The organism is Roseateles sp. T103 (assembly GCF_057219915.1).
Genome location: NZ_JBXVVS010000002.1, coordinates 1 through 26,346, shown reverse-complemented (window position 1 = coordinate 26,346; position 26,346 = coordinate 1). Strand labels below are relative to the sequence as shown.

Genomic DNA, 26,346 nt, shown 5'->3' with positions numbered 1-26,346 from the left:
CTCGCTCACCTGTCTGTCGCATTCATCCGCACCGCGCGCTTCTCGATGGCTTCTCCTCTTGTTCCGTTCCGTATCGGCGAAGGCTGGGACACCCATGCCCTCGTCACCGGCCGCCCGCTCGTCCTGGGCGGCGTCACCATCCCGCACAGCCACGGCCTGCTCGGCCACTCCGATGCCGACGCACTGGCGCATGCGATCACCGATGCGCTGCTCGGCGCCGCGGCGCTGGGCGATATCGGGCGCCACTTTCCTGATACCGCAGTGGAGTTCAAGGGCGCCGATTCGATGTTGCTGCTGGCCGAAGCCTACCGGCGCGTGCGCGCCGAGGGTTGGACCTTGGTCAATGTGGACAGCACCATCGTTGCGCAGGCACCGAAGATGGCGCCGCACATCGCTGCGATGCGCGCGCGCCTGGCCGAGGTGCTGGGCATCGATGCCGGCCAGGTCAATGTGAAGGCCAAGACGGCCGAGAAGATGGGCCCGGTGGGCGAGGGCCGTGCGATCGAGGCACGGGCCGTGGTGTTGCTCGCAGCTGAAACTAACGGGGACGCTGCAGGCTGATCACCGTCAGCAGGCCGCCGCCGTCGGCATTGCTGATCTGCAGCTCGCCGCCCAGGCGCTGCACCGATTTCTCCACGATGGCCAGCCCCAGGCCGGCACCGGTGGCCGCGGTGCGTGCAGCGTCGCCGCGGTAGAAGGGCGTGGTCAGCCGGGCCAGCTTGTCGTCCGGCACGCCGGGGCCGTGGTCGCGCAGCTTGAGCAGCACGCGGTCGCCGCTGGCGTCCGCCGTCACCTCGACCAGCGCCGCTTCGCCCGGGTCATGGCCGTAGCGGCGGGCATTCTCGAAGACATTGAGCAGCACGCGGCTCAGTTCGGTCTCGTCGGCGAAGACGCGCAGGCTGCGCGGCACATGCACCTCGATGCGGATCTGCTCGGGGTTGCGGAAGGCCTGCGCCTCGTGCTCGACGATCTCGGCCAGCGGCAGCGGCTGCAGCTTCAGCTCGCTGGGCCGCGCATAGTCCATGAACTTGTTGATGATGGCGTCGAGCTGGTCGATGTCCTGCGCCATGTACAGGCGCGCCTGCTCGTCGGCCACGCTCATCTCCACCTCCAGGCGCAGCCGCGCCAGCGGCGTGCGCAGGTCGTGCGAGATGCCGGCCAGCATCACCGTGCGGTCCTCTTCCATCTTGGCCAGCTCGCGGGCCATGCGGTTGAAGCCCATATTGACCTCGCGGATCTCGCTGGTGCGGGTGCTCTCGTCCAGGCGCGAGTCGTACTCGCCCTCGCGGATGCGATGTGCAGCGATGGACAGCTCGCGCAGCGGCTGGTTGATCAGTCGGGCCACCGCCACCGCGCCGAGCAGCGAGGCCGCCAGCGCGATACCCAGCCACCACCAGTTGGTCGTCAGGCCCAGTGACAGCGGCGCCGGGCTGGTCTGCAGCCAGAAGTGGTCGGGGCCGATGCCGAAGCGCACCCACAGTCCGTCCACGCCGTTGACGCTGCGCGCCACCAAGGTGTCTATGCCCAGCTGGCCGCGCAGTTCGGCGACCAGGCGCTTGGCGAAGGGGTTGACGTCATAGTTCAGCCACTGGTCGCTGCTCTCGGCGACGCGCACGCGCACCGCCTGGCTGCGCTCCAGCGAGCTGATCACCGCGACGCGGTTGATCGGGTCGGAGTGCTCCAGCGCCGCACGGCTGAGGTTGACCAGGCCGGCCAGCTGGTGCGCCGCGTCTAGCGCGCGCGGCTCGGCTTCCAGCGCCTTGAAGGTCTGCTGCCAGGCCAGCACACCGCCGGCCAGCAGCAGGGCCAGCAAGGCGAAAGTGCGCCAGAACAGCGTCAGCGCCAGGCGGGGCTGGGTCATGCGGCGGCGTTGCTGGCGCTCGCCTCGTCAGGTACGAAGACATAGCCCACGCCCCAGACCGTCTGGATGTAGCGCGGCTGGGCGGGGTCGTCCTCCAGCAGCTTGCGCAGGCGGGAGACCTGCACGTCCAGGCTGCGGTCGAAGGGCTCGAACTCGCGGCCGCGCGCCAGCTGCGCCAGCTTGTCGCGCGACAGCGGCTGGCGCGGATGCCGCACCAGGGCCTTGAGCATCGAGAACTCGCCAGTGGTCAGCGGCAGCACCTCGCCGTTCTTGGTCAGGCGACGCAGCGCGAGGTCGAACTCGAAGGGGCCGAAGTTCACCGTCATCGCTTCCTTGGACGGCGCACCGGGCGCCTCGGGCGGCGGACGCCGGCGCAGCACGGCGTTGATGCGGGCCAGCAGCTCGCGCGGATTGAAGGGCTTGGCCAGGTAGTCGTCGGCGCCGACCTCCAGGCCGACGATGCGGTCCACTTCCTCGACCTTGGCGGTGAGCATGATGATGGGCGTGTTGTCATTTGCGGCGCGCAGGCGGCGGCAGATCGACAGGCCGTCCTCGCCGGGCAGCATGAGGTCCAGCACCATCAGGTCGACGGTCTCGCGGGTGAGCACCTTGTTCAGTGCCTTGCTGTCCTCGGCCAGCACGACGTCGAAACCCTCCTGCGTCAGGTAGCGGCGCAGCAGGTCGCGGATGCGCGCGTCGTCATCGACGACGAGGATGCGATTCGGGCGGTTGGGGGCGCTGCTCATGACCACTCCAGAAGATGTAACAGCAGGATTTTGCGCAGGTTTGCGCCGCTGTTACAAATTTGCGGCTTGGGACTGTGAGCAGATGTTTCGCTGTCCTCTGCCGGTGGTGGCTGCGCGTTGGCGCATGATCCGTCGATGAAAGGACACACCGGGATGGATACCAAGCACATGAACAAGCCGCTGCTGGGCCTGCTGGCGGCACTGACTCTTGTCACCTCGGCGTCGGCTCAGGGCAATGCCGCGACAGCACCGCGCCGCGATGCCTTGAGCCTGAGCGCCACTGCGAGCCAGGAGCTCACCCGCGATCTGCTGAGCCTGGTGTTCACCACGACCAAGGAGGGCGCCGACGCGGCCAGTGTGCAGGCGGCGCTGAAGCAGGCGCTGGATGCGGCGCTGGCCGAGGCACGCAAGGTGGCCAAGCCGGGGCAGCTGGAGGTGCAAACCGGCAACTTCTCGCTTTATCCGCGCCATGCACCCAAGACCGGCGGCATCAACGGCTGGGCCGGCAGTGCCGAGCTCGTGGTCGAGGGCAAGGACAGCACGGCAATCGCGCAGCTGAGCAGTCGCATCACGACGATGAGCATCGGTAGGGTCGGTTGGGGCCTGTCGCGCGAGGCGCAGCAGAAGGTCGAAGCCGAACTGGTCAGCCAGGCGATCGCGCGCTTCAAGGCGCGTGCCGGCGACTATGCGCGTCAGTTCGGCTACAGCGGCTACACCATCGGCGAGGTGGCGGTGAACGCGCCGGAAGGCGTGTCCGTGCCGATGGCCGCGCCGGCAGCCATGCGCTTCAAGAGCGCGGCGCTGGTGGAAGAGGCCCTGCCGGTGGAGGCCGGCAAGGCGACAGTGAGCGCCTCGGTCAGCGGTGTGGTGCTGATGACGCGATGAACCGCAGTTGAGCGCGGGCGGGCCGAGCGCCGGGCCGTCCCAAGCCGGCCCCGCGGCCATGAGCAGGACGCGCATGGCACTCAGGCTGTCCAAGCTCGCGCAGGCGAGCTTGGAGCCGCAGCCTTCGTTCCCCTCGGGGGATCGGCTGCGGTACGCCGCGGCCGAGGGGCTCAAAGTCACTGGGCCGTCCAGCCCCCGTCCAGCGACCAGGCCTGGCCGCGCACATTGGCGGCGGCGTCGGAGCAGAGGAACACCGCCAGCTCGCCGAGCTGCTCCGGCGTGGTGAACTGCAGCGAGGGCTGCTTCTCGCCGAGCAGGCGGCGCTTGGCTTCCTCGTTGTCCACGCCGTCGGCAGCGGCGCGTGCGTCGACCTGCTTCTGCACCAGCGGCGTGAGCACCCAGCCCGGGCAGATCGCGTTGACCGTCACCGGCGTGGTCGCGGTTTCCAGCGCCACCGCCTTCGTGAAGCCGACCAGGCCGTGCTTGGCTGCCACATAGGCCGACTTCTGCGCCGAGGCCACGAGGCCGTGCACCGAGGCGATGTTGAGGATGCGGCCCCAGCCGCGCTCCTTCATGCCCGGCAGCGCGATGCGCGTGGTGTGGAAGGCCGAGCTGAGGTTGATCGCGATGATCGCGTCCCAGCGGTCCTGCGGGAAGCTCTCCACCGGCGCGACATGCTGGATGCCGGCATTGTTGACGAGGATGTCGCAGCCGCCGAAATGCGCATCGACGTAGTCCATCATGCGCTCGATCTCGAAGGGCTTGCTCATGTCGGCATCGTGGTAGCCGACCTTGGCGCCGAGTGCGGCAACCTGTGCCTTCGGCGTCTCGGCGTCGCCGAAACCGTTGAGAACGATGTTCGCGCCCTGGCGCGCCAGGCTCAGCGCGATGCCCAGCCCGATGCCGCTGGTGGAGCCGGTCACGAGTGCGGTCTTGCCTTTCAACAACATGCTTGGTCCTTCTGGGGCGGAAGCCCCCGCGGGGGTTGATACGATGCTCGAAGAGGATAGCCGATCATGTCTGAACCGCTGCTGCACAAAGTCCAGTGTCTGAGTCCCGTGGGCCTGCACCACATGGCCTATTGGGAGTGGGGCGAGCGCGACAACCCGCGCGTGCTGGTCTGCGTACATGGGCTGGCGCGCCAGGGGCGCGACTTCGACTGGCTGGCTCGGGCGATGTCCAAGGACTACCGGGTGATCTGCCCCGACGTCGTCGGCCGCGGCCGTTCGGATTGGCTGGCCAATCCGGCGCTGTACCAGGTGCCGACCTATGTGGCCGACATGGTCACGCTGATCGCGCGCCTGGGTGTCGAGCAGGTGCACTGGGTCGGCACCTCGATGGGTGGGCTGATCGGCATGGGACTGGCATCGCTGCCCAAGAGCCCGATCGCGCGTCTCGTGCTCAATGATGTCGGGCCGGCGATCGAATTCGAGGCGATCCAGCGCATCGGCACCTACCTGGGTCAGCCGCTGCGTTTCGACAGCGTGGAGCAGGGCGCCGCCTACCTGCGCAGCATCTCGCAGCCCTTTGGCCCGCATAGCGACGAGGACTGGCTGACGCTGTCGCGCCCCATGCTGCAGCCCGATGGCGAGGGCCGTTTCAAGCTGCATTACGACCCGGCGATCGCGGTGCCCTTCCGTGCTGCGACGCCCGAGATCATCGCCGCCGGCGAGGCGATGCTGTGGCAGAGCTACGAGCGCATCGCCTGCCCGACGCTGCTGCTGCGCGGCGCGGACTCGGATCTGCTCTCGCGCGCCACGGCCGAGGCGATGACGCAGCGCGGCCCGCGCGCGCAGCTGCACGAATTCGCCGGTGTCGGCCATGCGCCGACGCTGGTGGCGCCGGAGCAGATCGACGTGGTGCGCCAGTTCCTGCTCGCCAGCCGATGAGGACAGGGCAGGACGCCCAGGGCGCCCAGTCGGCCGCAGCCATCGTTGCGCTGGCCGACAGCGGGCCGGATCGCCTGGAGCAGACCGACGCGGCGGCGGTGCAGCGCGCGCGCGCCTTTGCCGAGCCGCTGCTGGCCGAGCAGCCGCTGGATACCGGCGAGGATGCGCTCGCCCATGCCGATGGCGTGGCCGCCATCCTGGGCGGCGTCGGCGCGGCGCCGGCGATGCAGGCCGCGGCCTATCTGGTCTATGCGGCCGACTACCTGACCAAGCCCGAGGACGTGGTCGCCAAGGGCTTCGGCGAGAGCTATGCGAGCCTGGTGGAGCACACGCGCAAGCTGGTACAGATCCAGCGCGCGGCCCGCGAGGCGCAACACGTCGGCGGTGAGCTGGGTACTGAACTGCGCCAGCAGCAGACCGAGCGCGTGCGCAAGATGCTGCTGGCCTTTTCGCGCGACCTGCGCGTGGTGCTGCTGCGCCTGGCTTCGCGGCTGCAGACGCTGCGCTACTACGCGGCGAGCAAGACCGAGTGCCCGCGCGCGCTGGCGGCCGAGTCGCAGCAGGTCTTCGCGCCGCTGGCCAATCGGCTGGGCATCTGGCAGATCAAGTGGGAGCTGGAGGACCTGGCCTTCCGCTTCCTCGAGCCGCAGAAATACCGCGAGCTGGCGCGTGCGCTGGACGAAAAGCGCGTCGAGCGTGAGCAGGCCGTAGAGGCCGCGCGCACGCGTCTCGAAGCCGAGTTGCGCGCGCAAGGTCTGCAGGCCGAGGTGCAGGGCCGGCCCAAGCACCTCTACAGCATCTGGAAGAAGATGCAGGGCAAGAACCTGCCGCTGGAGCGCGTCTTCGATCTGCGCGCGCTGCGCGTCATCGTGCCTGCGGTTGCCGATTGCTACAGCGCGTTAAGCCGCCTACACGAGCTCTACAAGCCGGTGGACGGCGAGTTCGACGACTACATCGCCAAGCCCAAGCCCAACGGCTACCAGTCGCTGCATACCGTGGTGATCGGCAGCGACGGCCGCGCGATGGAGGTGCAGATCCGCACGCGCGCGATGCACGAGCATGCCGAGCATGGCGTGGCCGCGCACTGGGCCTACAAGGAGGCCGGTGCGCGCGGCTATGCCGGCGTGACGGCGGCTGGCGACTTCGAGGAACAGGTGGCGCAGGCACGCAAGGCGGTGCTGCGCCAGCTGCTGGCCTGGGAGCGCGATTTCGCCGAGGCGCAGCAGCCCGATGAGACCGGCGGCGTGTTCGACGACCGCATCTATGTGTTCACGCCGCAGGCGCAGATCGTCGAACTGTCGGCCGGGTCCACGCCGATCGACTTTGCCTACGCGGTGCATACCACGCTCGGCCATCGCTGCCGCGGCGCCAAGATCGACGGCCAGATGGTGCCGCTGAATACGCGGCTGCAAAACGGGCAGACGGTGGAGATCACCGCCATCAAGGAAGGCGCGCCGTCGCTGGACTGGCTCAACCCCGAACTGGGCTATCTGCAGAGCCAGCGCAGCCGCGCCAAGGTGCGTGCCTGGTTCAACGCGCAGGCGCAGGCGCAGACCATCGCGCGTGGCCGGGAACTGGTCGAGAAACTGCTGCAGCGCGAGGGCAAGACGGCGATCAAGCTCGAGGAGCTCGCCGCGCGCTTGGGCTTCAAGAACGCCGATGCGCTGTTCGAGGTGGTCGGCAAGGACGAATACTCGCTGCGCAATATCGAGACCCTGCTGCGCCCGCCGGTGCCCGAGGTCGACGAAGACGAGATGCTCGCGCAGCGGCGTACCAAGAGCGCCAGCAGCGGCGGCGGTCCGCGTGGCGGTGTCCTCGTGGTCGGCGTCGATTCGCTGCTGACCAGTCTGGCGCGTTGCTGCCGTCCGGCACCGCCCGATGCGATCGCCGGCTATGTGACGCGGGGCAAGGGCGTGGCGATCCATCGCTCCGACTGCAGCAACTTCCGCGAGATGGCGCAGCGCTCGCCGGAGCGCGTCATCGCGGTGGAGTGGGGCAGCAAGTCCGACAAGGGCGGGCTCTATCCGGTGGACGTGATCGTCGAATCCTCCGACCGGCCGGGCCTGCTGCGCGATGTGCTCGAAGTCTTCGCCAAGGAGCGGCTCAATGTCACCGCGGTGAACACCCAATCGGTGAAGGTGCCGCGTGGCGACACCGCGTGGATGAGCTTCACCGTCGAGGTGGCCGATTCGACCCGCCTGGCCCAGGTCCTGCGCGCCGTCGCGCAGATCAGCGGCGTGCGTGGTGCTCGGCGGCGCTGAGGCGCGTGCGCCCTGGGGAATTTCGTACACGCCTGGCTGATTCGCTGGCGCTGCCAAAAATCTCTGCTATACTGCGAAGCTCTTCAGGCGCGTAGCTCAGCTGGTTAGAGCACCACCTTGACATGGTGGGGGTCGTTGGTTCGAGTCCAATCGCGCCTACCAAATTCTGAAGACATAAAGCCCTGGATCGCGAAAGCGGTTCGGGGCTTTTGCTTTGCGTGTCCGGCTCTCACGCCTGTCCCTGTTGCCCCTGCGACAACAGCTGGATGCGCGCCGCTCTATGCTCTGCGCACATCGGCAACAAGCCTGCATGTCAGGCCTGAGGAGACTCGTGTGTTCAAAGCCATCGTGATCGAGAAGGATGAGCAGGCTGGCTACCGCGCCAGCCTGAAGGATGTGGACGACAGCGCCTTGCCCGAGGGCGAGGTGACGGTGCGCGTCGACTACTCGACGATCAACTACAAGGACGGTCTGGCAATCACCGGCAAGAGCCCGGTGGTGCGCAAGTTCCCGCTGCATGCGGGCATCGACTTCGCCGGCGTGGTGGAGGCGAGCAGCGATGCGCGCTTCAAGCACGGCGATCGCGTGCTGCTCAATGGCTGGGGCGTGGGCGAGACGCATTCGGGCGGCCTCGCGCAGAAGGCGCGCGTCAAGGCCGACTGGCTGCTGCCTATCCCTGCGGCGCTCAGCGCCCGGCATGCCATGGCCATAGGCACCGCGGGCTACACCGCGATGCTCTGCGTGCTGGCGCTGGAGAAGCACGGCCTGCGTCCGGACAGCGGCGACATCCTCGTCACCGGCGCCAGCGGCGGCGTGGGCAGCGTTGCGGTGGCGCTGCTGGCGCGGCTGGGCTATCGCGTGGTGGCGTCCACCGGCCGGATGCAGGAGAGCGACTACCTGAAGTCGCTCGGCGCCGCCGACGTGATCTCGCGCGACGAGCTGTCGGCGCCGGGCAAGCCGTTGGCCAAGGAGCGCTGGGCGGGCGTCGTCGATTCGGTGGGCAGCCACACGCTGGCCAATGCCTGCGCCGGCACGCGCTACGGCGGCGCCGTCGCCGCCTGCGGCCTGGCCCAGGGCATGGACTTCCCCGGCTCGGTAGCGCCCTTCATCCTGCGTGGCGTGACGCTCTACGGCATCGACAGCGTGATGGCGCCGCTGGCGCGTCGCCAGGAAGCCTGGGCGCGGCTGGCGCGCGATCTGGACCTGACCAAGCTTGAAGCACTCACGCGCGAGATCGGCCTGGCCGAGGCACTGCAGGCTGGCGCCGACATCCTCGCCGGCAAGGTGCGCGGGCGACTGGTGGTCAACGTCAACGCCTGAGTCGCCAGCGTCGCTTCAGTAGTGTGGCGGCAGTTCGTCGCGCAGGCTGCGGAAGGGCGCGGCGCTGCCCGGGTCGGGCATCTGGCGGCGCATTTCCGCCAGCTCGCGTTGCAGCTTGTCGATCTGCTGCTGCTGGCGCACGACCACGCGGTTGAGCTCTTCGAGCAGGTCGTCGGCATAGCTGGCCTTGATCTCCAGCTCGGTGAGTCGCCGCTCGGTCTCGGCCTGAGCCGTCGCCGCTTCTGTCTTGGTTTCGTCCATGTCGCTATTGGACGCCAGCTCGGGCGCGCACTGTTGTACGCCTGTCGCAAGCCGGGCGTTTTCTCAGGGGTAAACCCGTCCGGGTCGGCTCCGGCGCCACTCCTAGAATCGTTCGCCTGGCCCTCGCAGCGAAGCGAGCCATAGAACGAACGACTATCCGGGAGATCAGCTCATCATGGCCACGGCCCGTCGCGCCAGGACTGCCTCGACGCAGCAGCAGGACACCTCTACCGAAGACGCCGCTGCCCGCGTGCGCGTGCTCAAGAAATATCCCAACCGCCGTCTCTACGACACGCAGACCAGCAGCTACATCACACTGGCCGACGTGAAGAAGATGGTGCTCGAAGGCCAGAGCTTCGAGGTGCGCGACGCCAAGAGCGGCGAAGACCTGACGCGCTCCATCCTGCTGCAGATCATCCTCGAGGAGGAGACCGGCGGCGTGCCGATGTTCAGCACCCAGGCACTGGAGCAGATCATCCGCTTCTACGGCCATGCGATGCAGGGCGTGATGGGCTCCTACCTGGAGAAGAACATGCAGCTCTTCTCCGACATGCAGGCCAAGTTCGCCGAGCAGAGCAAGGGCCTGGCCTTCAGCCCCGAGCTGTGGACGCAGTTCCTCGGCCAGCAGTCGCCGACGATGCAGAACCTGATGGGCGGCTATATGGAGCAGAGCAAGAACCTGCTGGCGCAGATGCAGGAGCAGATGAACCAGGCGGCTGCCCTGTTTCCGGGCATGCCCGGCTTCCCGCCCGCCAAGAAGCCCTGAGCACGGACCGAGGACAGCCCATTGCGGGCTGTACGACGCCCAGCGAAGGGCGAGCCATGTCCCGCATGGCGAGACTGATCCCTGGTCGCGCCCCACGGCCGGGCGCAAATGCCCGAGCGGCGGCGCGAGGTCGGCGCATCGGGGACAGTCTAGGCCATGAGCGATACCTCTGTTACCCCGCAGCCCGCATCGAGGAACGGCTTCGTTAGCCGAGGTTGCTGGTAAGGCGTCAGACAAACAGCATTCAGAGCAGCATGAAGCCCGTTAGCAGCGGGCTTTTTTCATGGTGCGTCGTGTCGGTGAGGCAGGGACATCGTTCATGTGATTAGGCCCACGATTACGATGCGAGCAAAGCAGGGAGAACTAAATGCAATTGGCGTCATCTTTGCGAACTGGCGTTTCCATCTGGCTGGCCGTGATGGCTAGTCATTCCGTTGCTGCCGAGTTTGTGGGAACAACATCTGACTTTCCAGCGGCGCTCGTCGTGTCTCCGCTGTTCGGCGAGCTCTTTGCGCATCAGATACCGAACGGCTTCAAGGCCCAGACTGAGCAGACGCGTGGCGATGTGTATGCACGGACCATCGTGCTCGCCACTGATCCGGATACCGGTCCTTGGACGCAGCGTGTCTTGGTTACCGCCAACAAGGATCTCGGGAAGCAGTCGGAGCTAACGGCAAAGGCTGTTGCTATGCGAATTGCCCAGGGCTTTCAGCAGTCGTGCCCGACGACGTTTGTTGGGGCAAGCGTCGCAGATTCCCGAATCGAAACAGGTCATCCCGTGCACGTAGTCCTGGTGGGCTGTGGCACGCATAACTTGACGACAACGAGAACGGCTACAAGTGAGGTCGCATTGGTGGCTGTAGTTAAAGGCGCTCAAAACGTCTATTCCGTACAGTGGTCTGAGCGTGGTAGCCCGCAGGCTGCTGCCCCGAATCTTGATCCCGCGATCTGGAGTGGTCGCTTGAAAGCACTCAATCCGATCCTCGTCTGCGAGCAGAAGCCGAACGAAAGCGCCCCATATCCGAGTTGCAGAAGCAAGTACTAGTCGGTAGGGGAACGGCGCGGTGGTAGTCAACTGTCCGGGGAGCTCACTTGCCTGGTTCGTGAGTCGGTCAGAGTCAAGGGCTAAGGGAGTGGCCATCGTAGAATGCAGCCCGAGTACACCAGTCAGGCCGAAGGGCGGAATTCAAATGGAATCAATGACTTACGACCCAGCCGCCGCCAAGGCTGCTCCCAAGATCGGCTTTGTATCTCTCGGCTGCCCCAAGGCCCTGACCGATTCCGAGCTGATCCTGACTCAGCTGCGCGCCGAGGGCTATGAAACTTCCAAGACCTTCGCCGGCGCCGATCTGGTGATCGTCAACACCTGCGGCTTCATCGACGATGCCGTCAAGGAAAGCCTGGACACCATCGGCGAAGCCCTGGCCGAGAACGGCAAGGTCATCGTCACCGGCTGCCTGGGCGCCAAGGCCGGCCACCAGAGCCACGAGGCCGGCGGCCTGGTGCGCGAGATGCACCCCAGCGTGCTGGCCGTCACCGGGCCGCATGCCACGCAGGAAGTGATGGACGCGGTGCACACCCATGTGCCCAAGCCGCACGATCCCTTCATCGACCTGGTGCCCGAGGCGCGCGGCGTGGCAGGCATCAAGCTGACACCCAAGCACTACGCCTACCTGAAGATCAGCGAGGGCTGCAACCACCGCTGCAGCTTCTGCATCATCCCCAGCATGCGCGGCGACCTGGTCTCGCGCCCGATCGGCGATGTGCTCGGCGAGGCGCGCGCGCTGTTCGAATCCGGCGTCAAGGAACTGCTGGTCATCAGCCAGGACACCAGCGCCTATGGCGTGGACATCAAGTACCGCACCGGCTTCTGGGACGGCAAGCCGGTGAAGACGCGCATGCTCGACCTGGTCGCGCAGCTGGGCGAGCTGGCCAAGGCCCACGGCGCCTGGGTGCGCCTGCACTACGTCTACCCCTATCCGCATGTGGACGAAGTGCTGCCGCTGATGGCTTCCGGCCTGATCCTTCCCTACCTGGACGTGCCCTTCCAGCACGCGCACCCCGACGTGCTCAAGCGCATGAAGCGCCCGGCCAATGGCGAGCGCAATCTGGAGCGCATCCAGGCCTGGCGCGCGATCTGCCCCGAGATCGTCATCCGCTCCACCTTCATCGCCGGCTTTCCCGGCGAGACCGAGGAGGAGTTCCAGTACCTGCTGGACTTCATGCAGGAAGCCAAGATCGACCGCGCTGGCTGCTTTGCCTACTCGCCGATCGAGGGCGCGCCGGCCAACGATCTGCCCGGCGCGCTGCCCGACGCGGTGCGCGAGGAACGCCGCGCGCGCTTCATGGCGGTGGCCGAGGCCGTGTCCATCGACAAACTGCGCAGCCGTGTCGGCGCGACGATGCAGGTGCTGGTTGATTCGGCTCCGGCCCTGGGCCGCAAGGGCGGTGTCGGCCGCAGCTACGCCGACGCGCCGGAGATCGACGGCACCGTGCGTCTGCTGCCGCCCGAGAAGGCCAGCAAGACGCTGAAGGTCGGCGAATTCACCCGCGCGCGCATCGTGGCCGTCGAGGGCCACGACCTGATCGGCATGCCGATCTGATCGCGCACAATCTGCAGCGGGCTGGAGCGGCATGAGCTTCAGCCCGCTTTTTCATTTGTGAGGCCGGCCTTGAGCGACAAGAAGCAGCGCGCGATTTCCACGCAGCAGATCCACCATCCCTACCAGGCGCCGGAGGGCTGGGATGCGTTTCCGGTCGGCGTGTACAAGGCCTCGACGGTGCTGTTCAAGAGCACGGCCGATCTGCGTCGGCCGCGGCCGCGCGATGGGCTGTCGTATCGCTACGGCCTGCACGGCACGCCGACCTCGTACACGCTGGCCGCGCGCCTGGCCACGCTCGAAGGTGCCGAGCACTGCCTGCTGACGCCTAGCGGCCTGTCGGCGATCACGCTGGTCTCGCTGGGCCTGCTGCGTCCGGGCGACGAGGTGCTGGTGCCCGACAACGTCTACGGCCAGAACCGCTATCTCAGCGAGGACTGGCTGCCGCGCTTCGGCATCACGCATCGTTTCTACGATCCGCTGGACCTGCCGGCCTTCGAGGCCTTGCTCAGCGAGCGCACCAAGCTGGTCTGGCTGGAGGCCGCCGGCTCGATCACGCTGGAGTTTCCCGATCTGATCGGCCTGCTGCGCGCCTGCAAGGCCCGTGGCGTGGCCACTGCGCTCGACAACACCTGGGGCGCCGGCGTGGCCTTCAAGCCCTTCGACCTGCTGCCGGCGAGCGAGCCCGGCTTCGGTGTCGACATCTCGATGCAGGCGCTGACTAAATACCCCTCCGGCGGCGCCGATGTGCTGATGGGTGCGGTCTACACCCGCGACCAGGCCTTGCACGACAAGCTCAACCATGCGCATGAACACCTGGGCTACGGCCTGGGCCAGAACGATGTGGAGCTGGTGCTGCGCGGCCTGCCCACGCTGGAGCTGCGCTACCGCGCACAGGACGCCACGACGCGTGCGCTGGCAGCCTGGATGGCCGAGCAGCCCGAGGTGGCGCAGGTGCTGCATCCGGCGCTGCCGAACTCGCCTGGTCATCAGCACTGGCAGCAGGTGAGCAGCGGCGGTGCTGCCTGCCTGTTCTCCGCCGTGTTCAAGCCGGAGTACAGCCAGCAGCAGGTCGATGCTTTTGTCGATGCGCTGGACCTGTTCGGTATCGGCTATTCCTGGGCCGGGCCGATGAGCCTGGCCGTGCCCTACGACATGAGCCGCAGCCGCTCACTCGGTCTGCCTTACAGCAAGGGTCAGATCGTGCGCTTCGCGATCGGGCTGGAAGCCGAGGCCGATCTGCGCGCCGATCTGGCGCAGGCCCTGGCACGCTTGCGCGGCTGAGCTGCAGGGCTCAGGCCGCAGCGGCTGCGAAGACTTCGTCCAGCTCGGCGATCCAGCGCGCCTTCTCTGCCGCCGGCGCGAAGCAGGCCTCGAAGCCATTGCGCAGCAGCGTGTAGGCCTCGGCCGCGCCCAACGCCGGCATCGCGGCAAAGCTCTGCTGGAAGTTCTCGCCCAGATAGCCGCCGAAGTAGGCCGGGTCGTCCGAGTTCAGCATCGCCTTGAGTCCCTGGCTCAGCAGCGCGGGCAGCGGATGCTCGGCCAGCGTCTTCACGACGCAGAGCTTCAGATTGGACAGCGGGCACACGGTCAGCGGCGTGCCGCGACGGCGCATCTCGTCGACCAAGGCGCTGTCTTCGAGGCTGCGCACGCCGTGGTCGATGCGCTCGGCTTGCAGCGCGTTCAGCGCGCCCCACACATAGGCCGGCGGGCCTTCCTCGCCGGCATGCGCGACGCGATGCAGCCCCAGCTCGCCGGCCTCAGCGAACACGCGCGCGAACTTCTCCGGCGGGTGACCGACCTCGCTGCTGTCCAGGCCGACGCCCAGCAGCTGCGCGCGGTAGGGTTTGAGCAGCTCCAGCGTGGCCAGTGCGTCCTCTTCGCTGAGGTGGCGCAGGAAGCAGGCGATCAGGCCCACGCTCAGGCCCAGCTCGCGCTCGGCCCGCGCGACCGCGCGCGTGAAACCGGTCATGACGACATCGAGGCCGATGCCGCGCGCGGTGTGCGTCTGCGGGTCGAAGAAGATCTCGGCGCGGCGGATCTTGTCGGCGGCGGCGCGCTGGAAATAGGCCCAGGCCAGGTCCTCGAAGTCCTGCGCGGTCTGCAGCACGCCGGCGCCGGCGTAGTAGATGTCCAGGAAGCTCTGCAGATTGGTGAAGGCATAGGCTCGGCGCACCGCATCCACATCGGCATAGGGCAGCGTGATGCCGTTGCGCAGCGCCAGCGCGAACATCAGCTCGGGCTCCAGCGAGCCCTCGATGTGCAGATGCAGCTCGGCCTTGGGTGCGGCGGCCAGCAGCGCGGGCAGGGCGCTGCGCGGAATGCGGGAGAAGTCAATGTCCATGGGCGCTGCGCGGGGCTCAGTCCTTCGGATTCGATGCGACTTTGTGTCGCATCAAACGGCCTTTCTCGCGTTCCCAGTCGCGCTTCTTCTCGGTCTCGCGCTTGTCGTGCTGGGCCTTGCCCTTGGCCAAGGCGATATCGCACTTCACCCGGCCGGCCTTGTAGTGCAGGTTCAGCGGCACCAGCGTGAAGCCGCGCTGTTCGACCTTGCCGATGAGACGACGGATCTCGTCCTTCTTCATCAGCAGCTTCTTGGTGCGGTCGGCCAGCGGGTTGACGTGGGTGGATGCGGTGCGCAGCGGGTTGATGCGGCAGCCGATCAGGAACAGCTCGCCGTTCTTGATCATCACGTAGCCGTCGGTCAGCTGCACCTGGCCGGCGCGTATCGCCTTCACCTCCCAGCCTTCGAGCACGACGCCGGCTTCGAACTGCTCTTCGATGTGGTACTCGAACCGGGCGCGCCGGTTTTCAGCGATGGTCATGGGTCTCGATCTGGGGGCGGCGCGCGCCAATACAATTTCGGCATTGTATGAAGCACGTGAAAAAGTCCGTCCTGCTCTGGTACTCGCCGCACGAGATGTACGAGCTGGTCACCGGCGTGAGCCGCTATCCGGAGTTCCTGCCCTGGTGCCAGCAGGCCGAGGTGCTGGAGCAGCACGAGGGCGGCATGACGGCGCGGCTGTCGCTGGCCTATGCCGGCGTCAAGCATGCCTTCACCACGCGCAACAGCCACGAGCACGGCAAGCGCGTGGAGATGGCGCTGGTCGACGGGCCGTTCTCGCTGCTGGACGGTGTCTGGCTGTTCCACCCGCTGGGCAAGCCTGGCGGAGATGCAAGCGCCGAGCCGCAGGCCTGCAAGATCGAGTTCGAGCTGCGCTATGCCTTCTCCAGCCGCGCGCTGGAGGCGGTGGTCAGCCCCGTGTTCGACCGCATTGCCAACACCTTCGTCGACAGCTTCGTGCAGCGTGCCGAAGGCGTCTATGGTCCCCGCTGATTCGGCTGGTGCTCTGGCGCTGCTCGACATCGAACTGGTGTGGAGCCCGCAGCGCGGCGAGGTGCTTCACCAGCGATTGCGCGTCAGCGAAGGCACGAGCATCGAAGCGGCGCTGCGCGGCTGTACCGAGTTCGCCGCGATGCTGCCGCGCCTGGCGGATTTGCGCATCGGCATCTGGGGCCGCGTGAAGCCGCTGCAGACGCTGCTTCGCGACCGCGACCGCATCGAGGTCTACCGGCCGCTGACCGTTGACCCCAAGGAGGCGCGGCGCTTGCGCTACCGCGCTGCGGGCGAGCGCATCGTCTCGCGGCACCGGCCCAAGGCCGGACGCAGCGTCGTCGGTGCGACTGGCGGTGGCGAGGGCTAGGCGCGTACGCCGCGCCTGTTGCGGGGCTCAGCGGCAGTCGCTGGACATGATGCCGCGCACGTACTGGATCTCCTGCGCGCGCTGCTGATCGTCGAGGAAGATGGTTTCGCCGGCAGCGTTCTGCTTGGTGATGCGTGCGCCGCTTTCCAGTACCCGCAGGTGCTCGGTGGCGCGCCGACAGTTCTCGGCCCGCTGTTCGGCGATCTTGCGCTCTTCTTCCTTGCGTCGTGCGGCGATCTCAGCCTCGGCCTGCTTGCGCTTGGCCTGGGCTTCCAGCTCGGCACGGTTGGGCTGGCGTGGCGCGCTTGCCGCGGCCGAGGCGGGCACGCTGGCTGCGTCGGCGCTGCCGATCGGACGCACGACCACCGGTTTGCGTGCCGTCGGCGGGCGCTGCAGGATGTCCTGCTCTGGTGTGCCCTGCGGCGGCGGCAGATCGCTGTACTGCACCTTGCCGGCGGCATCGCGCCACTTCCATTGCGCATGGGCGGCCATCGGCAGCGTGCCGATCAGCAGCAGTGCAAGCAAGGCGGGGCGGAACCTGGGCGACGAGAACAGCGGCATCGGCATCGCGAAGAATCCTGCATGAGACGATGGAGCCGAGTGTAGCGTCGGGCCCCGTCTTCAGGCCTTCCGTATAATGCCGCTTTGCGTCTGGAGCTTCCCACATGCGCCTTCTCGGTAAAGCGCTCACCTTCGACGATGTGTTGTTGGTGCCAGCCTTCTCCCAGGTGTTGCCCCGCGACACCAGCCTCGCCACCCAGCTGACCCGCAATATTCGCCTGAACCTGCCCCTGGTCTCCGCGGCCATGGATACGGTGACGGAAGCCCGCCTGGCCATCGCCATGGCGCAGGAGGGCGGCATCGGCATCGTGCACAAGAACCTCACCGCCCAACAGCAGGCGGCCGAGGTCGCCAAGGTCAAGCGCTACGAGTCCGGCCTGCTGCGCGACCCGATCACGATCACGCCCGACACCACGGTGCGTCAGGTGAAGGCGCTGTCCGAACAGCATGGCATCTCGGGCTTCCCGGTGCTGGAAGGCAAGAAGGTCGTTGGCATCGTCACTGGCCGCGACCTGCGCTTCGAGACCCGCATGGACGCGCCGGTGCGCGAGATCATGACGCCGGCCGAGCGCCTGGTCACTGTCAAGGAAGGCGCCTCGCTGGACGAAGGCAAGGCGCTGATGCACAAGCACAAGCTCGAGCGCGTGCTGGTCGTCAGCGACAGCTTCGAGCTGCGTGGCCTGATGACGGTGAAGGACATCACCAAGCAGACCAATTTCCCGAACGCCGCGCGTGACTCGCAAGGCAAGCTGCGCGTCGGCGCCGCGGTCGGTGTGGGCGAGGGCACCGAAGAGCGCGTCGAGTTGCTGTCGCGTGCCGGCGTCGATGCCCTGGTCGTCGACACGGCCCACGGCCACAGTGCCGGCGTGATCGAGCGCGTGCGCTGGGTCAAGAAGAACTATCCGCACATCGAGGTCATCGGCGGCAATATCGCCACCGGCGCAGCGGCGCTGGCGCTGGTGGAAGCCGGTGCCGACGGCGTCAAGGTCGGCATCGGCCCCGGCTCGATCTGCACCACCCGCATCGTCGCCGGTGTCGGCGTGCCGCAGATCACCGCGATCGACTATGTGGCCACCGCGCTGAAGGGCACCGGCGTGCCGCTGATCGCCGACGGCGGCATCCGCTACTCGGGCGATATCGCCAAGGCCATCGCCGCTGGCGCCAGCACGGTGATGATGGGCGGCATGTTCGCCGGCACCGAGGAGGCCCCGGGCGAGGTCATCCTCTACCAGGGTCGCAGCTACAAGAGCTATCGCGGCATGGGCTCGATCGGTGCGATGAAGGCCGGCTCGGCCGACCGCTACTTCCAGGAGAACGACGAGACCACCAACCCCAACGCGGACAAGCTGGTGCCCGAGGGCATCGAAGGCCGCGTGCCCTACAAGGGCTCGATGGTGGCGATCGTCTACCAGATGGCCGGCGGCCTGCGCGCCTCGATGGGCTACTGCGGCTGCGCGACCATCGCGGAGATGCAGAGCAAGGCCGAGTTCGTCGAGATCACGTCGGCGGGCATACGCGAGAGCCATGTGCACGATGTGCAGATCACCAAGGAGGCGCCGAACTACCGTTCGGAATGACGCCTGAAGGTGACGGCAAAGGGGCGGGGGCTGCGAGGCGTCGGCCCCTTTGCCTTTCTCGGCCCCAGGCGGCATCCGGTGGTTCCTCGCCGGCAAGGAGCAGCATTTAAGTGAGCGATAGCAAAGCCCAGACGACGGTCGACGACGCGCCAGGTGGCAACAAGCCCCGCGCCGCCGGCATGGGCTTCATCATGCTGGCCGTGCTGATCGACATGATCTCGATCGGCCTGATCATCCCCGTGCTGCCGCCGCTGGTGGGCACGTTCGCGACCAGCCCGTCCGAGCACACGCTGGCCTATCTGGCGGTGACGCTGGCCTTCGGCGTGGCCAACTTCGTCGGCGCGCCGCTGCTGGGCGCGCTGTCGGACCGCTACGGTCGCCGGCCGGTGATGCTGATCGGCTTCTCAGGCCTGGCGCTGAGCTTCTTCGTCACCGCGATGGCCAGTGCCTTGTGGATGCTGGTGCTGGTGCGCCTGTTCAGCGGCGCGATGCAGGCCAATGCAGCGGTGGCCAATGCCTATGTGGCCGACATCACGCCGCCCGAGGAGCGCGCCAAGCGCTTCGGCATGCTGGGCGCCACTTTCGGCATGGGCTTCATCCTCGGCCCGGTGATGGGCGGCCTGTTGGGCGACATCGACCTGCACCTGCCCTTCTACGTGGCCGGCTGCCTGGCGCTGCTGAACTGGGTCTATGGCTACTTCGTGCTGCCCGAATCGCTCTCGCCAGAGCATCGCCGGCCCTTCGACTGGCGCGCGGCGAATCCGCTGGCCTCGTTCCGCAAGCTCAGGGCGCTCAAGGGTGTGGGCGGACTGGTCTTCGTCATTGCGCTCAGCGGTCTGGCGCAGCTGGTGCTGCAGACCAGCTGGGTGCTCTATACCGGCTTCAAGTTCGGCTGGGGCCCGAAGGAGAACGGGCTGTCGCTGTTCGTCGTGGGCCTGCTCTCGGTGCTGGTGCAGGGCTTTCTGCTCAAGCATCTGCTCAAGCGCATCTCCGGCCGCATGTTGCTTCTGGCCGGGCTGTCCACCAGCGTGCTGGCCAACCTCGCCTGGGGTGCTGCGACTGCGGGCTGGATGATGTACGCGGTGATCGTGTTCAACCTGCTGTCCTACGCCAGCGGCTCGGTGCTGCAAAGCATGATCTCCAATGCCGCCGATGAGCGCACCCAGGGCCAGACCATGGGCGCCGTGGCCTCTCTGAACAGCCTGATGGCCGTGTTGGCACCTGTGGTCGGCTCGGGACTGATGTATTTCGTGGCCGAATTGCCCAAGGGCGACTGGCGCATCGGCGCGCCCTTCTACTTCTGCGCGGCGATGCAGCTGCTCTCGCTGGTCTTCGCCTGGCGCCATTTCTCGCACAGCCGCCGTGCCGCCGCGGCCGTGCCCCATGTTTCCTGACGGAGTTGAATCCACCATGCATGACAAAGTCCTGATCCTCGATTTCGGCTCCCAGGTGACGCAGCTGATCGCGCGCCGCGTGCGCGAGGCGCATGTCTACTGCGAGATCCACCCCAACGACGTCAGCGACGACTTCATCCGCGCTTACGCGCCCAAGGCCATCATCCTGTCGGGCAGCCATGCCTCGACCTACGAGGACCATCAGCTGCGCGCGCCGCAGGCGGTGTGGGATCTGGGCGTGCCGGTGCTGGGCATCTGCTACGGCATGCAGACCATGGCCGTGCAGCTGGGCGGCAAGGTGGAATGGAGCGACCACCGCGAGTTCGGCTATGCCGAGGTGCGGGCGCATGGCCACACCGAGCTGCTCAAGGGCATCCAGGACTTCGCCACCGCCGAGGGCCACGGCATGCTCAAGGTCTGGATGAGCCACGGCGACAAGGTCACCGCGCTGCCGCCGGGTTTCAAGTTGATGGCCAGCACGCCCAGCTGCCCGATCGCCGGCATGGCCAACGAGGACAAGCGCTACTACGCGGTGCAGTTCCACCCCGAGGTCACGCACACGCTGCAGGGGCAGGCGATGCTGGAGCGCTTTGTGCGCGAAATCGCCGGCTGCAAGGGCGACTGGATCATGGGCGACTACATCGCCGAGGCGGTGCAGAAGATCCGCGAGCAGGTCGGCGACGAGGAAGTGATCCTCGGCCTGTCCGGCGGCGTCGATTCCTCGGTGGCCGCGGCGCTGATCCACCGCGCCATCGGCGACCAGCTGACCTGCGTCTTCGTGGATCACGGCCTGCTGCGCCTGAACGAAGGCGATATGGTGATGGACATGTTCGCCGGCAAGCTGCACGCCAAGGTGATCCGCGTCGATGCCAGCGACTTGTTCCTCGGCGAGCTGGCCGGCGTCACCGACCCCGAGCAGAAGCGCAAGATCATCGGCCGTCTCTTCGTCGATGTGTTCAAGGCCGAGGCGGCCAAGCTCAAGGCCGGTGACGGCGGCCACAAGGGTGCCACCTTCCTGGCCCAGGGCACGATCTATCCCGATGTGGTCGAGAGCGGCGGCACCAAGACCAAGAAGGCCACGACGATCAAGAGCCACCACAACGTCGGCGGCCTGCCCGAGCAGCTCGGCCTGAAGCTGCTGGAGCCGCTGCGCGAGCTGTTCAAGGACGAGGTGCGCGAGCTGGGCGTGGCGCTGGGCCTGCCGCACGAGATGGTCTACCGCCACCCCTTCCCGGGCCCGGGCCTGGGCGTGCGCATCCTCGGCGAGGTCAAGAAGGAATACGCCGACCTGCTGCGTCGCGCCGACGCGATCTTCATCGACGAGCTGCGCATGTGGCGCGACGAGCATTCCGGCAAGAGCTGGTACGACCTGACCAGCCAGGCCTTCACCGTCTTCCTGCCGGTGAAGAGCGTGGGCGTGATGGGCGATGGCCGCACCTACGACTATGTGGTGGCGCTGCGCGCAGTGCAGACCAGCGACTTCATGACCGCCGACTGGGCCGAGCTGCCCTATGGCCTGCTGAAGAAGGTCTCCAGCCGCATCATCAACGAGGTGCGCGGCATCAACCGCGTGACCTACGACGTCTCGAGCAAGCCGCCCGCAACCATCGAGTGGGAGTGATGGCTGCGGGAGGGACGGCGACCGCAGCAGCCCGCCACGGGCTGTTCTTCGCCGTCTATCCCGACGCCGGCACGGCCGAGCAGCTTGCCGCGCTGGGCCGGCAGCTGCGCGAGCACCACAAGCTCGCCGGCCGCGCCTTCCCGGCCGAGCGACTGCACATCACGCTGCATCACCTGGGCAACCACGCCACGCTGGAGCCCGGGCTGGTGACCGCGGCACGCCGCGCCGCGGACAGCGTGCGTGCAGGTCCCTTCGCGCTGACGCTCGATCGCGTGGCCAGCTTCGCGCACAAGCCGCGCAACCGGCCGCTGGTGGCGCATCCGCAGGCCGATGCGGGCCTGGATGGTCTGCTGGCGCTGCAACAGGCGCTGGGTGAAGCGCTGCGACGTGAAGGCCTGGCGCGCTGGGTACATGAGCGTTACACGCCACATCTGACCCTGCTCTACGACGACACGGCCGTGCAGCTGCGCTCCATCGAGCCGTTGAGCTTCGGCGTCGAAGGCTTCGCGCTGATGCTCAGCCATCTGGGCAAGAGCCGGCATGAAGAGCTGGCGAGCTGGGCGCTGAGCGGATGAGTTATTACTCGGCCGAGCCCTCGACGATCTCCCGCGCCAGCGCCGCCACCGATTGCGGCGCACAGCCTTCGGCCTTGTTGTTGATCGTCACATAGGCCGCCTGGCCGGCCCTGGCGGTAGCGCGGGCGACCTTGGCGACGAGCGCGCGCGTGCCCGGATCCGGATCGACGATGCGCTCGTAGGCGCCGTACTTGCGCGTCGCGGCCTCGTAGCCATAGGGCCCGTGCAGGCGGTTGAGGTTCCAGCGGCAGACAAAAGGGCCGGGCCAGAGCCGGCGCAGCAGCCACAGCTGTTCTTCGGGCGGCGGCAGCTTGGGGTGCAGGCCCAGGCAGTAGGTGGCGCCGTGGCGCTTGAGCACGGCTACGAAGTCCTCGCTGAGCCATTCGCGGTCGCGTACCTCGATCGCGACCACGCCGTCTGGCGCGATCGGCGCGAGCTTGGGCAGCGCGGCGAGCAGCCGATCGAGCTGTGCGATCAGCGCGGGCATCTCGCCGAGCAGGGCGGCGGGCAGGGGGCTGAGCTGGAAGACCAGTGCGCCGATCTTGGCGCCCAGGCCTTCGAGCGCCGGCTGCACGAATTCCTGCACGGCCAGCTGCGGATCGAGGAAGGCCGGGTTGCGGCGGCTGCCGTGGCCTTGGTCATCGCGCACCAGCGCGTCGGCGACCAGTGCTGGGGCCTTGACCACGAAGCGAAAGCCTTCCGGCACCTGCGCCGCATAGGCCTCGTACTGGCTGGCCGTCAGCGGTCGGTAGAAGCTGCGGTCTATGCAGACGCAACGTAGCAGCGGATGCTGCGCGTAGGCGGCGAGGCCTTTCTTCGCAAGCAGCTGCTCGCTGTAGCCCCGGTCCCAGACCTGGCCGGCCCAACCGGGATAGCTCCAGGTCGAAGTGCCGAGAAAGAGTCGCAGCGGCAGCTGCGAGGCAAGATCGCGCAGCGGTTCGTCGACCGGAGCTGGCCGCACGCCGCCACGCGTGGGCGTCCGTTTCGGCTGTGCCGCATCGGGGGGGCTCTCGTCAGGGAACAGGGCGTCCTGCATGGGCGGCGAGAATAGCGGCATTCGCTTGGTTCATTCATTACACTGCGCGGCCCTGGGGCAGCGCCCCAGCTCGCCGCCGGACGACGTTGCCCGCATGGATTCCTCACCCTCGCTCACCACTGCTGCCGACGAGTACGCGATGCGCCTGGCGCTGGACCAGGCGCATAACGCGCTGCTGGTCGGCGAGGTGCCGGTGGGCGCGGTGCTGATGCGCCAGGGCCAGGTGATCGCTACAGGCTACAACCGGCCCATCACCACTCACGATCCGACCGCGCATGCCGAGATCGTTGCGCTCCGGCACGCGGCCACCTTGCTTGGCAACTACCGGCTGCCCGAATGCGAGCTGTACGTGACGCTGGAGCCCTGCGCGATGTGCGCGATGGCGATGATGCATGCGAGGCTCAAGCGCGTGGTCTTTGCGGCTCCCGATCCCAAGACCGGCGTTGCTGGTTCGGTGCTGGACCTGTTCGGCCAGAAGCAGTTGAACCACCACACCCTCATCCAAGGCGGCGTGCTGGCCGAGGCCTCGGCGCGGCTGCTGCGCGATTTCTTTGCCGAGCGCCGACAGGCGGCGCGCCTACGACGCGAACTCGCGCGCAGCGCGGGTGCGGCGCCGGAGCCAGAGGTCATACCAACCGGTGAAGCGATTCATCTCGACGACACAGACAGCGACAGACCATGAGCACCTTGACACTCTTTTCCCCGGCCGGCATGGTCGCGCAGGCACCCGTGCTGCGTCGCGCGGCCAAGCGCCTGCAACAGCTGGGCTTCGAGACCGAGATCGATGCCGATGCGCTGACACGCCAGCAGCGCTTTGCTGGCGACGACGCGACGCGGCTCGCGGTGCTGCACCGCATCGCGAAAGCCGCACCGTCGGTGGCGCTGGCCTCCCGTGGGGGCTATGGCCTGACGCGTTTGCTCGATGGCATCGACTGGAAGCTGCTCGCGCGCAGCGTTGAGCGCGGCACGCGCTGGGTCGGCCACAGCGACCTCACCGCCCTACAGCTGGGGCTGCTGGCGCACACCAAGGCGCAGAGCTGGCACGGACCCATGGCCTGCTATGACTTCGGTCGCAAAGAAGAAGAGGGCGGCGTCGACGAGATCACGCGCGACTGCTTCGTCGAGGCCATGGAGGGTGTGCTGGAGGCCGTCGGCTGCCGCACCGCATCGGGGCACGATGGCTTCGAGGCGCGCGGGACGCTGTGGGGCGGCAATCTCACCATGCTCTGTTCGCTGATCGGCACGCCGCACCTGCCGAAGGTGAAGGGCGGCATCCTCTTTGTCGAAGACGTCGCCGAGCATCCCTATCGCATCGAACGCATGCTGCTTCAGCTGCAGCAGGCTGGCGTGCTTGAGTCGCAGAAGGTGCTGCTGCTGGGGCGCTTCACCGAGTGGAAGAAGTCGCCGCTGGATCGCGGCTATGGTCTGAAGGATGTCGTGGCGGCTGTCCAGGCGCGTTGCCCGAACCTCACTATCCTCGACGGCCTGCCTGTCGGTCATGTGCCGACGAAGGTGACTTTGCCGGTCGGTGTGCGGGCAGACTTGGTCGTGCAGGGGCGCGACCTGCTGCTCGCCTGGGGTCACCCTCGCTGACGCGCCGCTATCCGGCTCAGCGACTTCCAGTCAGGCCGGATCCTGTTGCTCAGATGATGCAATGCCCCACGCATGCACATGGGGTTTCCATCTATGCGATGGTGTTAAAGGTGCTTTACCAGGGTTCTTGCTGATTCTGTAAGGGGCGGGAAAGCCCGATGGGTCGCCAGTTCCAGGTGAAGGTATGATTCAAGTCTCTCTCGAGAGCATCCGTCCCCATTGGGATCGGGTGGTGTGTTCACCTGAGGATAGCCCGCAGGCCACAAGCCGGCGGGCATTTTTGTTGAGTGCGGGTTCCCAACGTGCCCTGGTTCGTGAGTCGAGACATTGAGTGTGTCGGAAGTGGCCTAAGCCATTGGCGGTCGTTTTCGATGTGTCCAGCTGCGGCGCAGCCGGCCATGGCTCTCATCGCGGTGCCGCTGCACGTGGCGCCCCGGCCCAGGACGCGACTGGGCAGCGACGGGAACCCTGCTCGGACTGTGAAGAGCCAGACTCTGCGCGTGTACCGATGAACGAATTTCGCAGTGATACGAAGGAGTGCGCATGAACTTTGCGCAGGAGAACCAGAGCTCGTCGCGCGTGACCGGCTTCGTGATCGTCGTGTTGATCCACGTCCTGATCGTCTGGGCCTTGGCCAGTGGTCTGGCTCACAAGGTGGTCGAGGCGGTCAAGGGTCCGATCGACGTGAAGGTTGTCGAAGAGAAGGTCAAGCCGCCGCCGCCGCCTGAGAAGGTGGTGCCGCCGCCGCCCGACATGAAGGCGCCGCCGCCCCCCTTCGTGCCGCCGCCCGAGGTGCAGGTGGCTGCCCCGCCGCCCCCCAATGCCATTCAGGCCCCGGTGAGCAATACACCGCCGCCGGTTCGGGATGTGGCCCCTACACCGCCGCCTGCGCCGCCCGCGCCCGCGCCGGCGCCTCGCCCGGCTGGTCCGGTGAAGGCTGGCATGGTTTGTACCAAGATGGGCAAGCCTGAGGTGCCGGCTGTGAACTGGAGCGGCGAAGCCATGTACAAGGCGCTCGCCACCGTCAAGGCTGGCCGTGTGGTGTCGGTCGAGATCACGCCGATGCGCGGTGGCGTCGATCGTCGCGCCCAGCGTGCGCTGATCGCCGCCATCACCGAAACGCTGCAGAGCACTTACGAGTGCCCTGGCGACCATGTGTTCGAGCAGGAGTTCCTGTTCCGTATCGAGTAGTGCAGGCGCGAAGGCGTCCTGCACCCCGGGGGTGTCACAAGCACTCCCGAATCCAAACCCAACCTGAGTTTCGTTTCTCGATCTCGTCTAGTAGGAGTTGACTCCATGATCTCTCGTCTTGCCGGCCTGTTTGCCGCTATCGCCATGGCCGCGACGCTGGCCGTGTCCCCGATGAATGCCTCTGCCCAGGCCGCCGATGCGGCTTCGGCTGCGCCCGCCGTTGCTGCTGCTGCGGAAACCGCAGCCAAGTCGGTTGAGAACCCCTACGGCCTGATGGCCCTGGTGAAGCACGGCCACGCCGTCGACCAGGGCGTGCTGGTGATTCTGGCGCTGATGTCCATGGGCTCCTGGTACATCATCTTCGTGCGCCTGTGGGACACCCACAAGCTGAGCAAGGAAGCCAAGGACGTGCGCGTGAGCTTCTTCAAGAAGGCCAGCCTGGCTGAGGGCGTGAAGAGCCTGAACGAGACCGGCGCCTTCCGCTACATCGCGCAGACCGCTGTGG

The 26,346-nt window shown here is 67.2% G+C and carries 26 protein-coding genes, 1 tRNA gene and 1 pseudogene; 20 read left to right on the top strand and 8 right to left on the bottom strand.

Features of this window, described 5'->3' with window-relative positions; translation table 11 throughout:
• Positions 1–45 precede the first annotated feature (45 nt).
• A complete protein-coding gene (ispF, locus tag AC2EBS_RS06580; protein WP_484727605.1) occupies positions 46–561 on the top strand; it encodes a 2-C-methyl-D-erythritol 2,4-cyclodiphosphate synthase in 516 nt (171 codons plus the stop codon).
• Here the strand turns inward: ispF and AC2EBS_RS06575 are convergent.
• Together AC2EBS_RS06575 and ompR are read right to left on the bottom strand one after the other, a co-directional pair.
• Positions 539–1,861, bottom strand: a complete 1,323-nt coding sequence (locus AC2EBS_RS06575; protein WP_484727604.1) for an ATP-binding protein — start codon at positions 1,859–1,861, stop codon at positions 539–541. The two genes, ispF and AC2EBS_RS06575, sit on opposite strands and share 23 nt — an antisense overlap.
• On the bottom strand, positions 1,858–2,607 hold the full coding sequence (gene ompR / locus AC2EBS_RS06570; RefSeq protein WP_484727603.1) for an osmolarity response regulator transcription factor OmpR: 750 nt from the start codon (positions 2,605–2,607) through the stop codon (positions 1,858–1,860). The genes AC2EBS_RS06575 and ompR overlap by 4 nt, the downstream gene beginning before the upstream one ends.
• Positions 2,608–2,760: 153 nt before the next feature.
• Here ompR and AC2EBS_RS06565 point away from each other — a divergent pair, with 153 nt between their 5' ends.
• Positions 2,761–3,492 carry an SIMPL domain-containing protein gene (locus tag AC2EBS_RS06565; RefSeq protein WP_484727602.1) on the top strand — a complete coding sequence of 244 codons (732 nt, stop codon included), beginning with the start codon at positions 2,761–2,763 and terminating at the stop codon, positions 3,490–3,492.
• A 176-nt stretch (positions 3,493–3,668) separates the two neighbouring features.
• On the opposite strand, the gene AC2EBS_RS06560 is transcribed toward AC2EBS_RS06565, so the two are convergent.
• On the bottom strand, positions 3,669–4,442 hold the full coding sequence (locus tag AC2EBS_RS06560; protein WP_484727601.1) for a 3-hydroxybutyrate dehydrogenase: 774 nt from the start codon (positions 4,440–4,442) through the stop codon (positions 3,669–3,671).
• Between the two features lie 66 nt (positions 4,443–4,508).
• Here AC2EBS_RS06560 and AC2EBS_RS06555 point away from each other — a divergent pair, with 66 nt between their 5' ends.
• From AC2EBS_RS06555 to acuI, 4 genes are all read left to right on the top strand, one after another.
• Positions 4,509–5,381: an alpha/beta fold hydrolase gene (locus AC2EBS_RS06555; RefSeq protein WP_484727600.1), complete on the top strand. Its 873-nt coding sequence runs from the start codon at positions 4,509–4,511 to the stop codon at positions 5,379–5,381.
• Positions 5,378–7,642 carry a RelA/SpoT family protein gene (locus tag AC2EBS_RS06550; protein WP_484727599.1) on the top strand — a complete coding sequence of 755 codons (2,265 nt, stop codon included), beginning with the start codon at positions 5,378–5,380 and terminating at the stop codon, positions 7,640–7,642. The genes AC2EBS_RS06555 and AC2EBS_RS06550 overlap by 4 nt, the downstream gene beginning before the upstream one ends.
• A gap of 85 nt (positions 7,643–7,727) precedes the next feature.
• A tRNA-Val gene (locus AC2EBS_RS06545) sits at positions 7,728–7,804 on the top strand.
• A gap of 171 nt (positions 7,805–7,975) precedes the next feature.
• The gene (gene acuI / locus AC2EBS_RS06540; protein ID WP_484727598.1) at positions 7,976–8,962 is read left to right on the top strand and encodes an acrylyl-CoA reductase (NADPH); all 987 of its coding nucleotides are present in this window, start codon (positions 7,976–7,978) and stop codon (positions 8,960–8,962) included.
• 15 nt (positions 8,963–8,977) lie between these two features.
• On the opposite strand, the gene AC2EBS_RS06535 is transcribed toward acuI, so the two are convergent.
• The gene (locus AC2EBS_RS06535; protein ID WP_484727597.1) at positions 8,978–9,223 is read right to left on the bottom strand and encodes a SlyX family protein; all 246 of its coding nucleotides are present in this window, start codon (positions 9,221–9,223) and stop codon (positions 8,978–8,980) included.
• 175 nt (positions 9,224–9,398) lie between these two features.
• Here AC2EBS_RS06535 and phaR point away from each other — a divergent pair, with 175 nt between their 5' ends.
• The 4 genes from phaR to AC2EBS_RS06515 all read left to right on the top strand — a co-directional run bounded on the left by phaR (position 9,399) and on the right by AC2EBS_RS06515 (position 13,873).
• Positions 9,399–9,989, top strand: coding sequence for a polyhydroxyalkanoate synthesis repressor PhaR (gene phaR / locus AC2EBS_RS06530; RefSeq protein WP_484727596.1), 591 nt, complete (start codon positions 9,399–9,401; stop codon positions 9,987–9,989).
• 367 nt (positions 9,990–10,356) lie between these two features.
• The gene (locus tag AC2EBS_RS06525) at positions 10,357–11,034 is read left to right on the top strand and encodes a hypothetical protein (RefSeq protein ID WP_484727595.1); all 678 of its coding nucleotides are present in this window, start codon (positions 10,357–10,359) and stop codon (positions 11,032–11,034) included.
• A gap of 154 nt (positions 11,035–11,188) precedes the next feature.
• On the top strand, positions 11,189–12,592 hold the full coding sequence (gene rimO / locus AC2EBS_RS06520; protein WP_484728296.1) for a 30S ribosomal protein S12 methylthiotransferase RimO: 1,404 nt from the start codon (positions 11,189–11,191) through the stop codon (positions 12,590–12,592).
• Between the two features lie 69 nt (positions 12,593–12,661).
• Positions 12,662–13,873, top strand: a complete 1,212-nt coding sequence (locus tag AC2EBS_RS06515) for a PLP-dependent transferase (protein ID WP_484727594.1) — start codon at positions 12,662–12,664, stop codon at positions 13,871–13,873.
• A gap of 10 nt (positions 13,874–13,883) precedes the next feature.
• Here AC2EBS_RS06515 and AC2EBS_RS06510 read toward each other — a convergent pair whose 3' ends face one another.
• On the bottom strand, positions 13,884–14,933 hold the full coding sequence (locus tag AC2EBS_RS06510) for an adenosine deaminase (RefSeq protein ID WP_484727593.1): 1,050 nt from the start codon (positions 14,931–14,933) through the stop codon (positions 13,884–13,886).
• A gap of 16 nt (positions 14,934–14,949) precedes the next feature.
• Entirely contained in the window at positions 14,950–15,414 is a 465-nt protein-coding gene (gene smpB / locus AC2EBS_RS06505; RefSeq protein WP_484727592.1) for an SsrA-binding protein SmpB, read from the bottom strand.
• Positions 15,415–15,461: 47 nt separating this feature from the next.
• On the opposite strand from smpB, the gene AC2EBS_RS06500 reads away from it, so the two are divergent.
• Positions 15,462–15,926, top strand: coding sequence for a type II toxin-antitoxin system RatA family toxin (locus AC2EBS_RS06500; RefSeq protein WP_484727591.1), 465 nt, complete (start codon positions 15,462–15,464; stop codon positions 15,924–15,926).
• The gene (locus AC2EBS_RS06495) at positions 15,913–16,293 is read left to right on the top strand and encodes an RnfH family protein (protein ID WP_484727590.1); all 381 of its coding nucleotides are present in this window, start codon (positions 15,913–15,915) and stop codon (positions 16,291–16,293) included. The genes AC2EBS_RS06500 and AC2EBS_RS06495 overlap by 14 nt, the downstream gene beginning before the upstream one ends.
• 27 nt (positions 16,294–16,320) lie before the next feature.
• On the opposite strand, the gene AC2EBS_RS06490 is transcribed toward AC2EBS_RS06495, so the two are convergent.
• Complete coding sequence (locus tag AC2EBS_RS06490) at positions 16,321–16,860, bottom strand: DUF4124 domain-containing protein (protein ID WP_484727589.1); 540 nt, start codon at positions 16,858–16,860, stop codon at positions 16,321–16,323.
• A 98-nt stretch (positions 16,861–16,958) separates the two neighbouring features.
• Here AC2EBS_RS06490 and guaB point away from each other — a divergent pair, with 98 nt between their 5' ends.
• The 4 genes from guaB (at position 16,959) to thpR (ending at position 22,021) form a co-directional block, all read left to right on the top strand.
• The gene (gene guaB, locus AC2EBS_RS06485; RefSeq protein WP_484727588.1) at positions 16,959–18,431 is read left to right on the top strand and encodes an IMP dehydrogenase; all 1,473 of its coding nucleotides are present in this window, start codon (positions 16,959–16,961) and stop codon (positions 18,429–18,431) included.
• 110 nt (positions 18,432–18,541) lie between these two features.
• A complete protein-coding gene (locus tag AC2EBS_RS06480; protein ID WP_484727587.1) occupies positions 18,542–19,825 on the top strand; it encodes an MFS transporter in 1,284 nt (427 codons plus the stop codon).
• A 16-nt stretch (positions 19,826–19,841) separates the two neighbouring features.
• Positions 19,842–21,446 carry a glutamine-hydrolyzing GMP synthase gene (guaA, locus tag AC2EBS_RS06475; RefSeq protein WP_484727586.1) on the top strand — a complete coding sequence of 535 codons (1,605 nt, stop codon included), beginning with the start codon at positions 19,842–19,844 and terminating at the stop codon, positions 21,444–21,446.
• Positions 21,446–22,021: an RNA 2',3'-cyclic phosphodiesterase gene (thpR, locus tag AC2EBS_RS06470; RefSeq protein ID WP_484727585.1), complete on the top strand. Its 576-nt coding sequence runs from the start codon at positions 21,446–21,448 to the stop codon at positions 22,019–22,021. The genes guaA and thpR overlap by 1 nt, the downstream gene beginning before the upstream one ends.
• A gap of 4 nt (positions 22,022–22,025) precedes the next feature.
• On the opposite strand, the gene AC2EBS_RS06465 is transcribed toward thpR, so the two are convergent.
• The gene (locus tag AC2EBS_RS06465) at positions 22,026–23,057 is read right to left on the bottom strand and encodes a DUF72 domain-containing protein (RefSeq protein WP_484727584.1); all 1,032 of its coding nucleotides are present in this window, start codon (positions 23,055–23,057) and stop codon (positions 22,026–22,028) included.
• A gap of 94 nt (positions 23,058–23,151) precedes the next feature.
• Here AC2EBS_RS06465 and tadA point away from each other — a divergent pair, with 94 nt between their 5' ends.
• The 4 genes and pseudogenes from tadA to AC2EBS_RS06445 form a co-directional block, all read left to right on the top strand.
• On the top strand, positions 23,152–23,739 hold the full coding sequence (gene tadA, locus AC2EBS_RS06460) for a tRNA adenosine(34) deaminase TadA (protein WP_484728295.1): 588 nt from the start codon (positions 23,152–23,154) through the stop codon (positions 23,737–23,739).
• The gene (locus AC2EBS_RS06455) at positions 23,736–24,650 is read left to right on the top strand and encodes an LD-carboxypeptidase (protein WP_484727583.1); all 915 of its coding nucleotides are present in this window, start codon (positions 23,736–23,738) and stop codon (positions 24,648–24,650) included. The genes tadA and AC2EBS_RS06455 overlap by 4 nt, the downstream gene beginning before the upstream one ends.
• A 543-nt stretch (positions 24,651–25,193) precedes the next feature.
• Positions 25,194–25,841 (top strand): ABC transporter substrate-binding protein, encoded by a 648-nt coding sequence (locus tag AC2EBS_RS06450; protein WP_484727582.1) that lies wholly within the window; start codon positions 25,194–25,196, stop codon positions 25,839–25,841.
• Between the two features lie 105 nt (positions 25,842–25,946).
• A pseudogene (locus AC2EBS_RS06445) lies at positions 25,947–26,346 on the top strand (MotA/TolQ/ExbB proton channel family protein); the annotation flags it as partial.

Bases quoted from the DNA above. Each gene is read 5' to 3' on its own strand.
- ispF (WP_484727605.1), top strand. From the start codon at position 46: ATGGCTTCTCCTCTTGTTCCGTTCCGTATCGGCGAAGGCTGGGACACC.
- AC2EBS_RS06575 (WP_484727604.1), bottom strand. From the start codon at position 1,861: ATGACCCAGCCCCGCCTGGCGCTGACGCTGTTCTGGCGCACTTTCGCC.
- ompR (WP_484727603.1), bottom strand. From the start codon at position 2,607: ATGAGCAGCGCCCCCAACCGCCCGAATCGCATCCTCGTCGTCGATGAC.
- AC2EBS_RS06565 (WP_484727602.1), top strand. From the start codon at position 2,761: ATGGATACCAAGCACATGAACAAGCCGCTGCTGGGCCTGCTGGCGGCA.
- AC2EBS_RS06560 (WP_484727601.1), bottom strand. From the start codon at position 4,442: ATGTTGTTGAAAGGCAAGACCGCACTCGTGACCGGCTCCACCAGCGGC.
- AC2EBS_RS06555 (WP_484727600.1), top strand. From the start codon at position 4,509: ATGTCTGAACCGCTGCTGCACAAAGTCCAGTGTCTGAGTCCCGTGGGC.
- AC2EBS_RS06550 (WP_484727599.1), top strand. From the start codon at position 5,378: ATGAGGACAGGGCAGGACGCCCAGGGCGCCCAGTCGGCCGCAGCCATC.
- AC2EBS_RS06535 (WP_484727597.1), bottom strand. From the start codon at position 9,223: ATGGACGAAACCAAGACAGAAGCGGCGACGGCTCAGGCCGAGACCGAG.
- phaR (WP_484727596.1), top strand. From the start codon at position 9,399: ATGGCCACGGCCCGTCGCGCCAGGACTGCCTCGACGCAGCAGCAGGAC.
- AC2EBS_RS06525 (WP_484727595.1), top strand. From the start codon at position 10,357: ATGCAATTGGCGTCATCTTTGCGAACTGGCGTTTCCATCTGGCTGGCC.
- rimO (WP_484728296.1), top strand. From the start codon at position 11,189: ATGACTTACGACCCAGCCGCCGCCAAGGCTGCTCCCAAGATCGGCTTT.
- AC2EBS_RS06510 (WP_484727593.1), bottom strand. From the start codon at position 14,933: ATGGACATTGACTTCTCCCGCATTCCGCGCAGCGCCCTGCCCGCGCTG.
- smpB (WP_484727592.1), bottom strand. From the start codon at position 15,414: ATGACCATCGCTGAAAACCGGCGCGCCCGGTTCGAGTACCACATCGAA.
- AC2EBS_RS06500 (WP_484727591.1), top strand. From the start codon at position 15,462: ATGAAGCACGTGAAAAAGTCCGTCCTGCTCTGGTACTCGCCGCACGAG.
- AC2EBS_RS06495 (WP_484727590.1), top strand. From the start codon at position 15,913: ATGGTCCCCGCTGATTCGGCTGGTGCTCTGGCGCTGCTCGACATCGAA.
- AC2EBS_RS06490 (WP_484727589.1), bottom strand. From the start codon at position 16,860: ATGCCGATGCCGCTGTTCTCGTCGCCCAGGTTCCGCCCCGCCTTGCTT.
- guaB (WP_484727588.1), top strand. From the start codon at position 16,959: ATGCGCCTTCTCGGTAAAGCGCTCACCTTCGACGATGTGTTGTTGGTG.
- guaA (WP_484727586.1), top strand. From the start codon at position 19,842: ATGCATGACAAAGTCCTGATCCTCGATTTCGGCTCCCAGGTGACGCAG.
- thpR (WP_484727585.1), top strand. From the start codon at position 21,446: ATGGCTGCGGGAGGGACGGCGACCGCAGCAGCCCGCCACGGGCTGTTC.
- AC2EBS_RS06465 (WP_484727584.1), bottom strand. From the start codon at position 23,057: ATGCAGGACGCCCTGTTCCCTGACGAGAGCCCCCCCGATGCGGCACAG.
- tadA (WP_484728295.1), top strand. From the start codon at position 23,152: ATGGATTCCTCACCCTCGCTCACCACTGCTGCCGACGAGTACGCGATG.
- AC2EBS_RS06455 (WP_484727583.1), top strand. From the start codon at position 23,736: ATGAGCACCTTGACACTCTTTTCCCCGGCCGGCATGGTCGCGCAGGCA.
- AC2EBS_RS06450 (WP_484727582.1), top strand. From the start codon at position 25,194: ATGAACTTTGCGCAGGAGAACCAGAGCTCGTCGCGCGTGACCGGCTTC.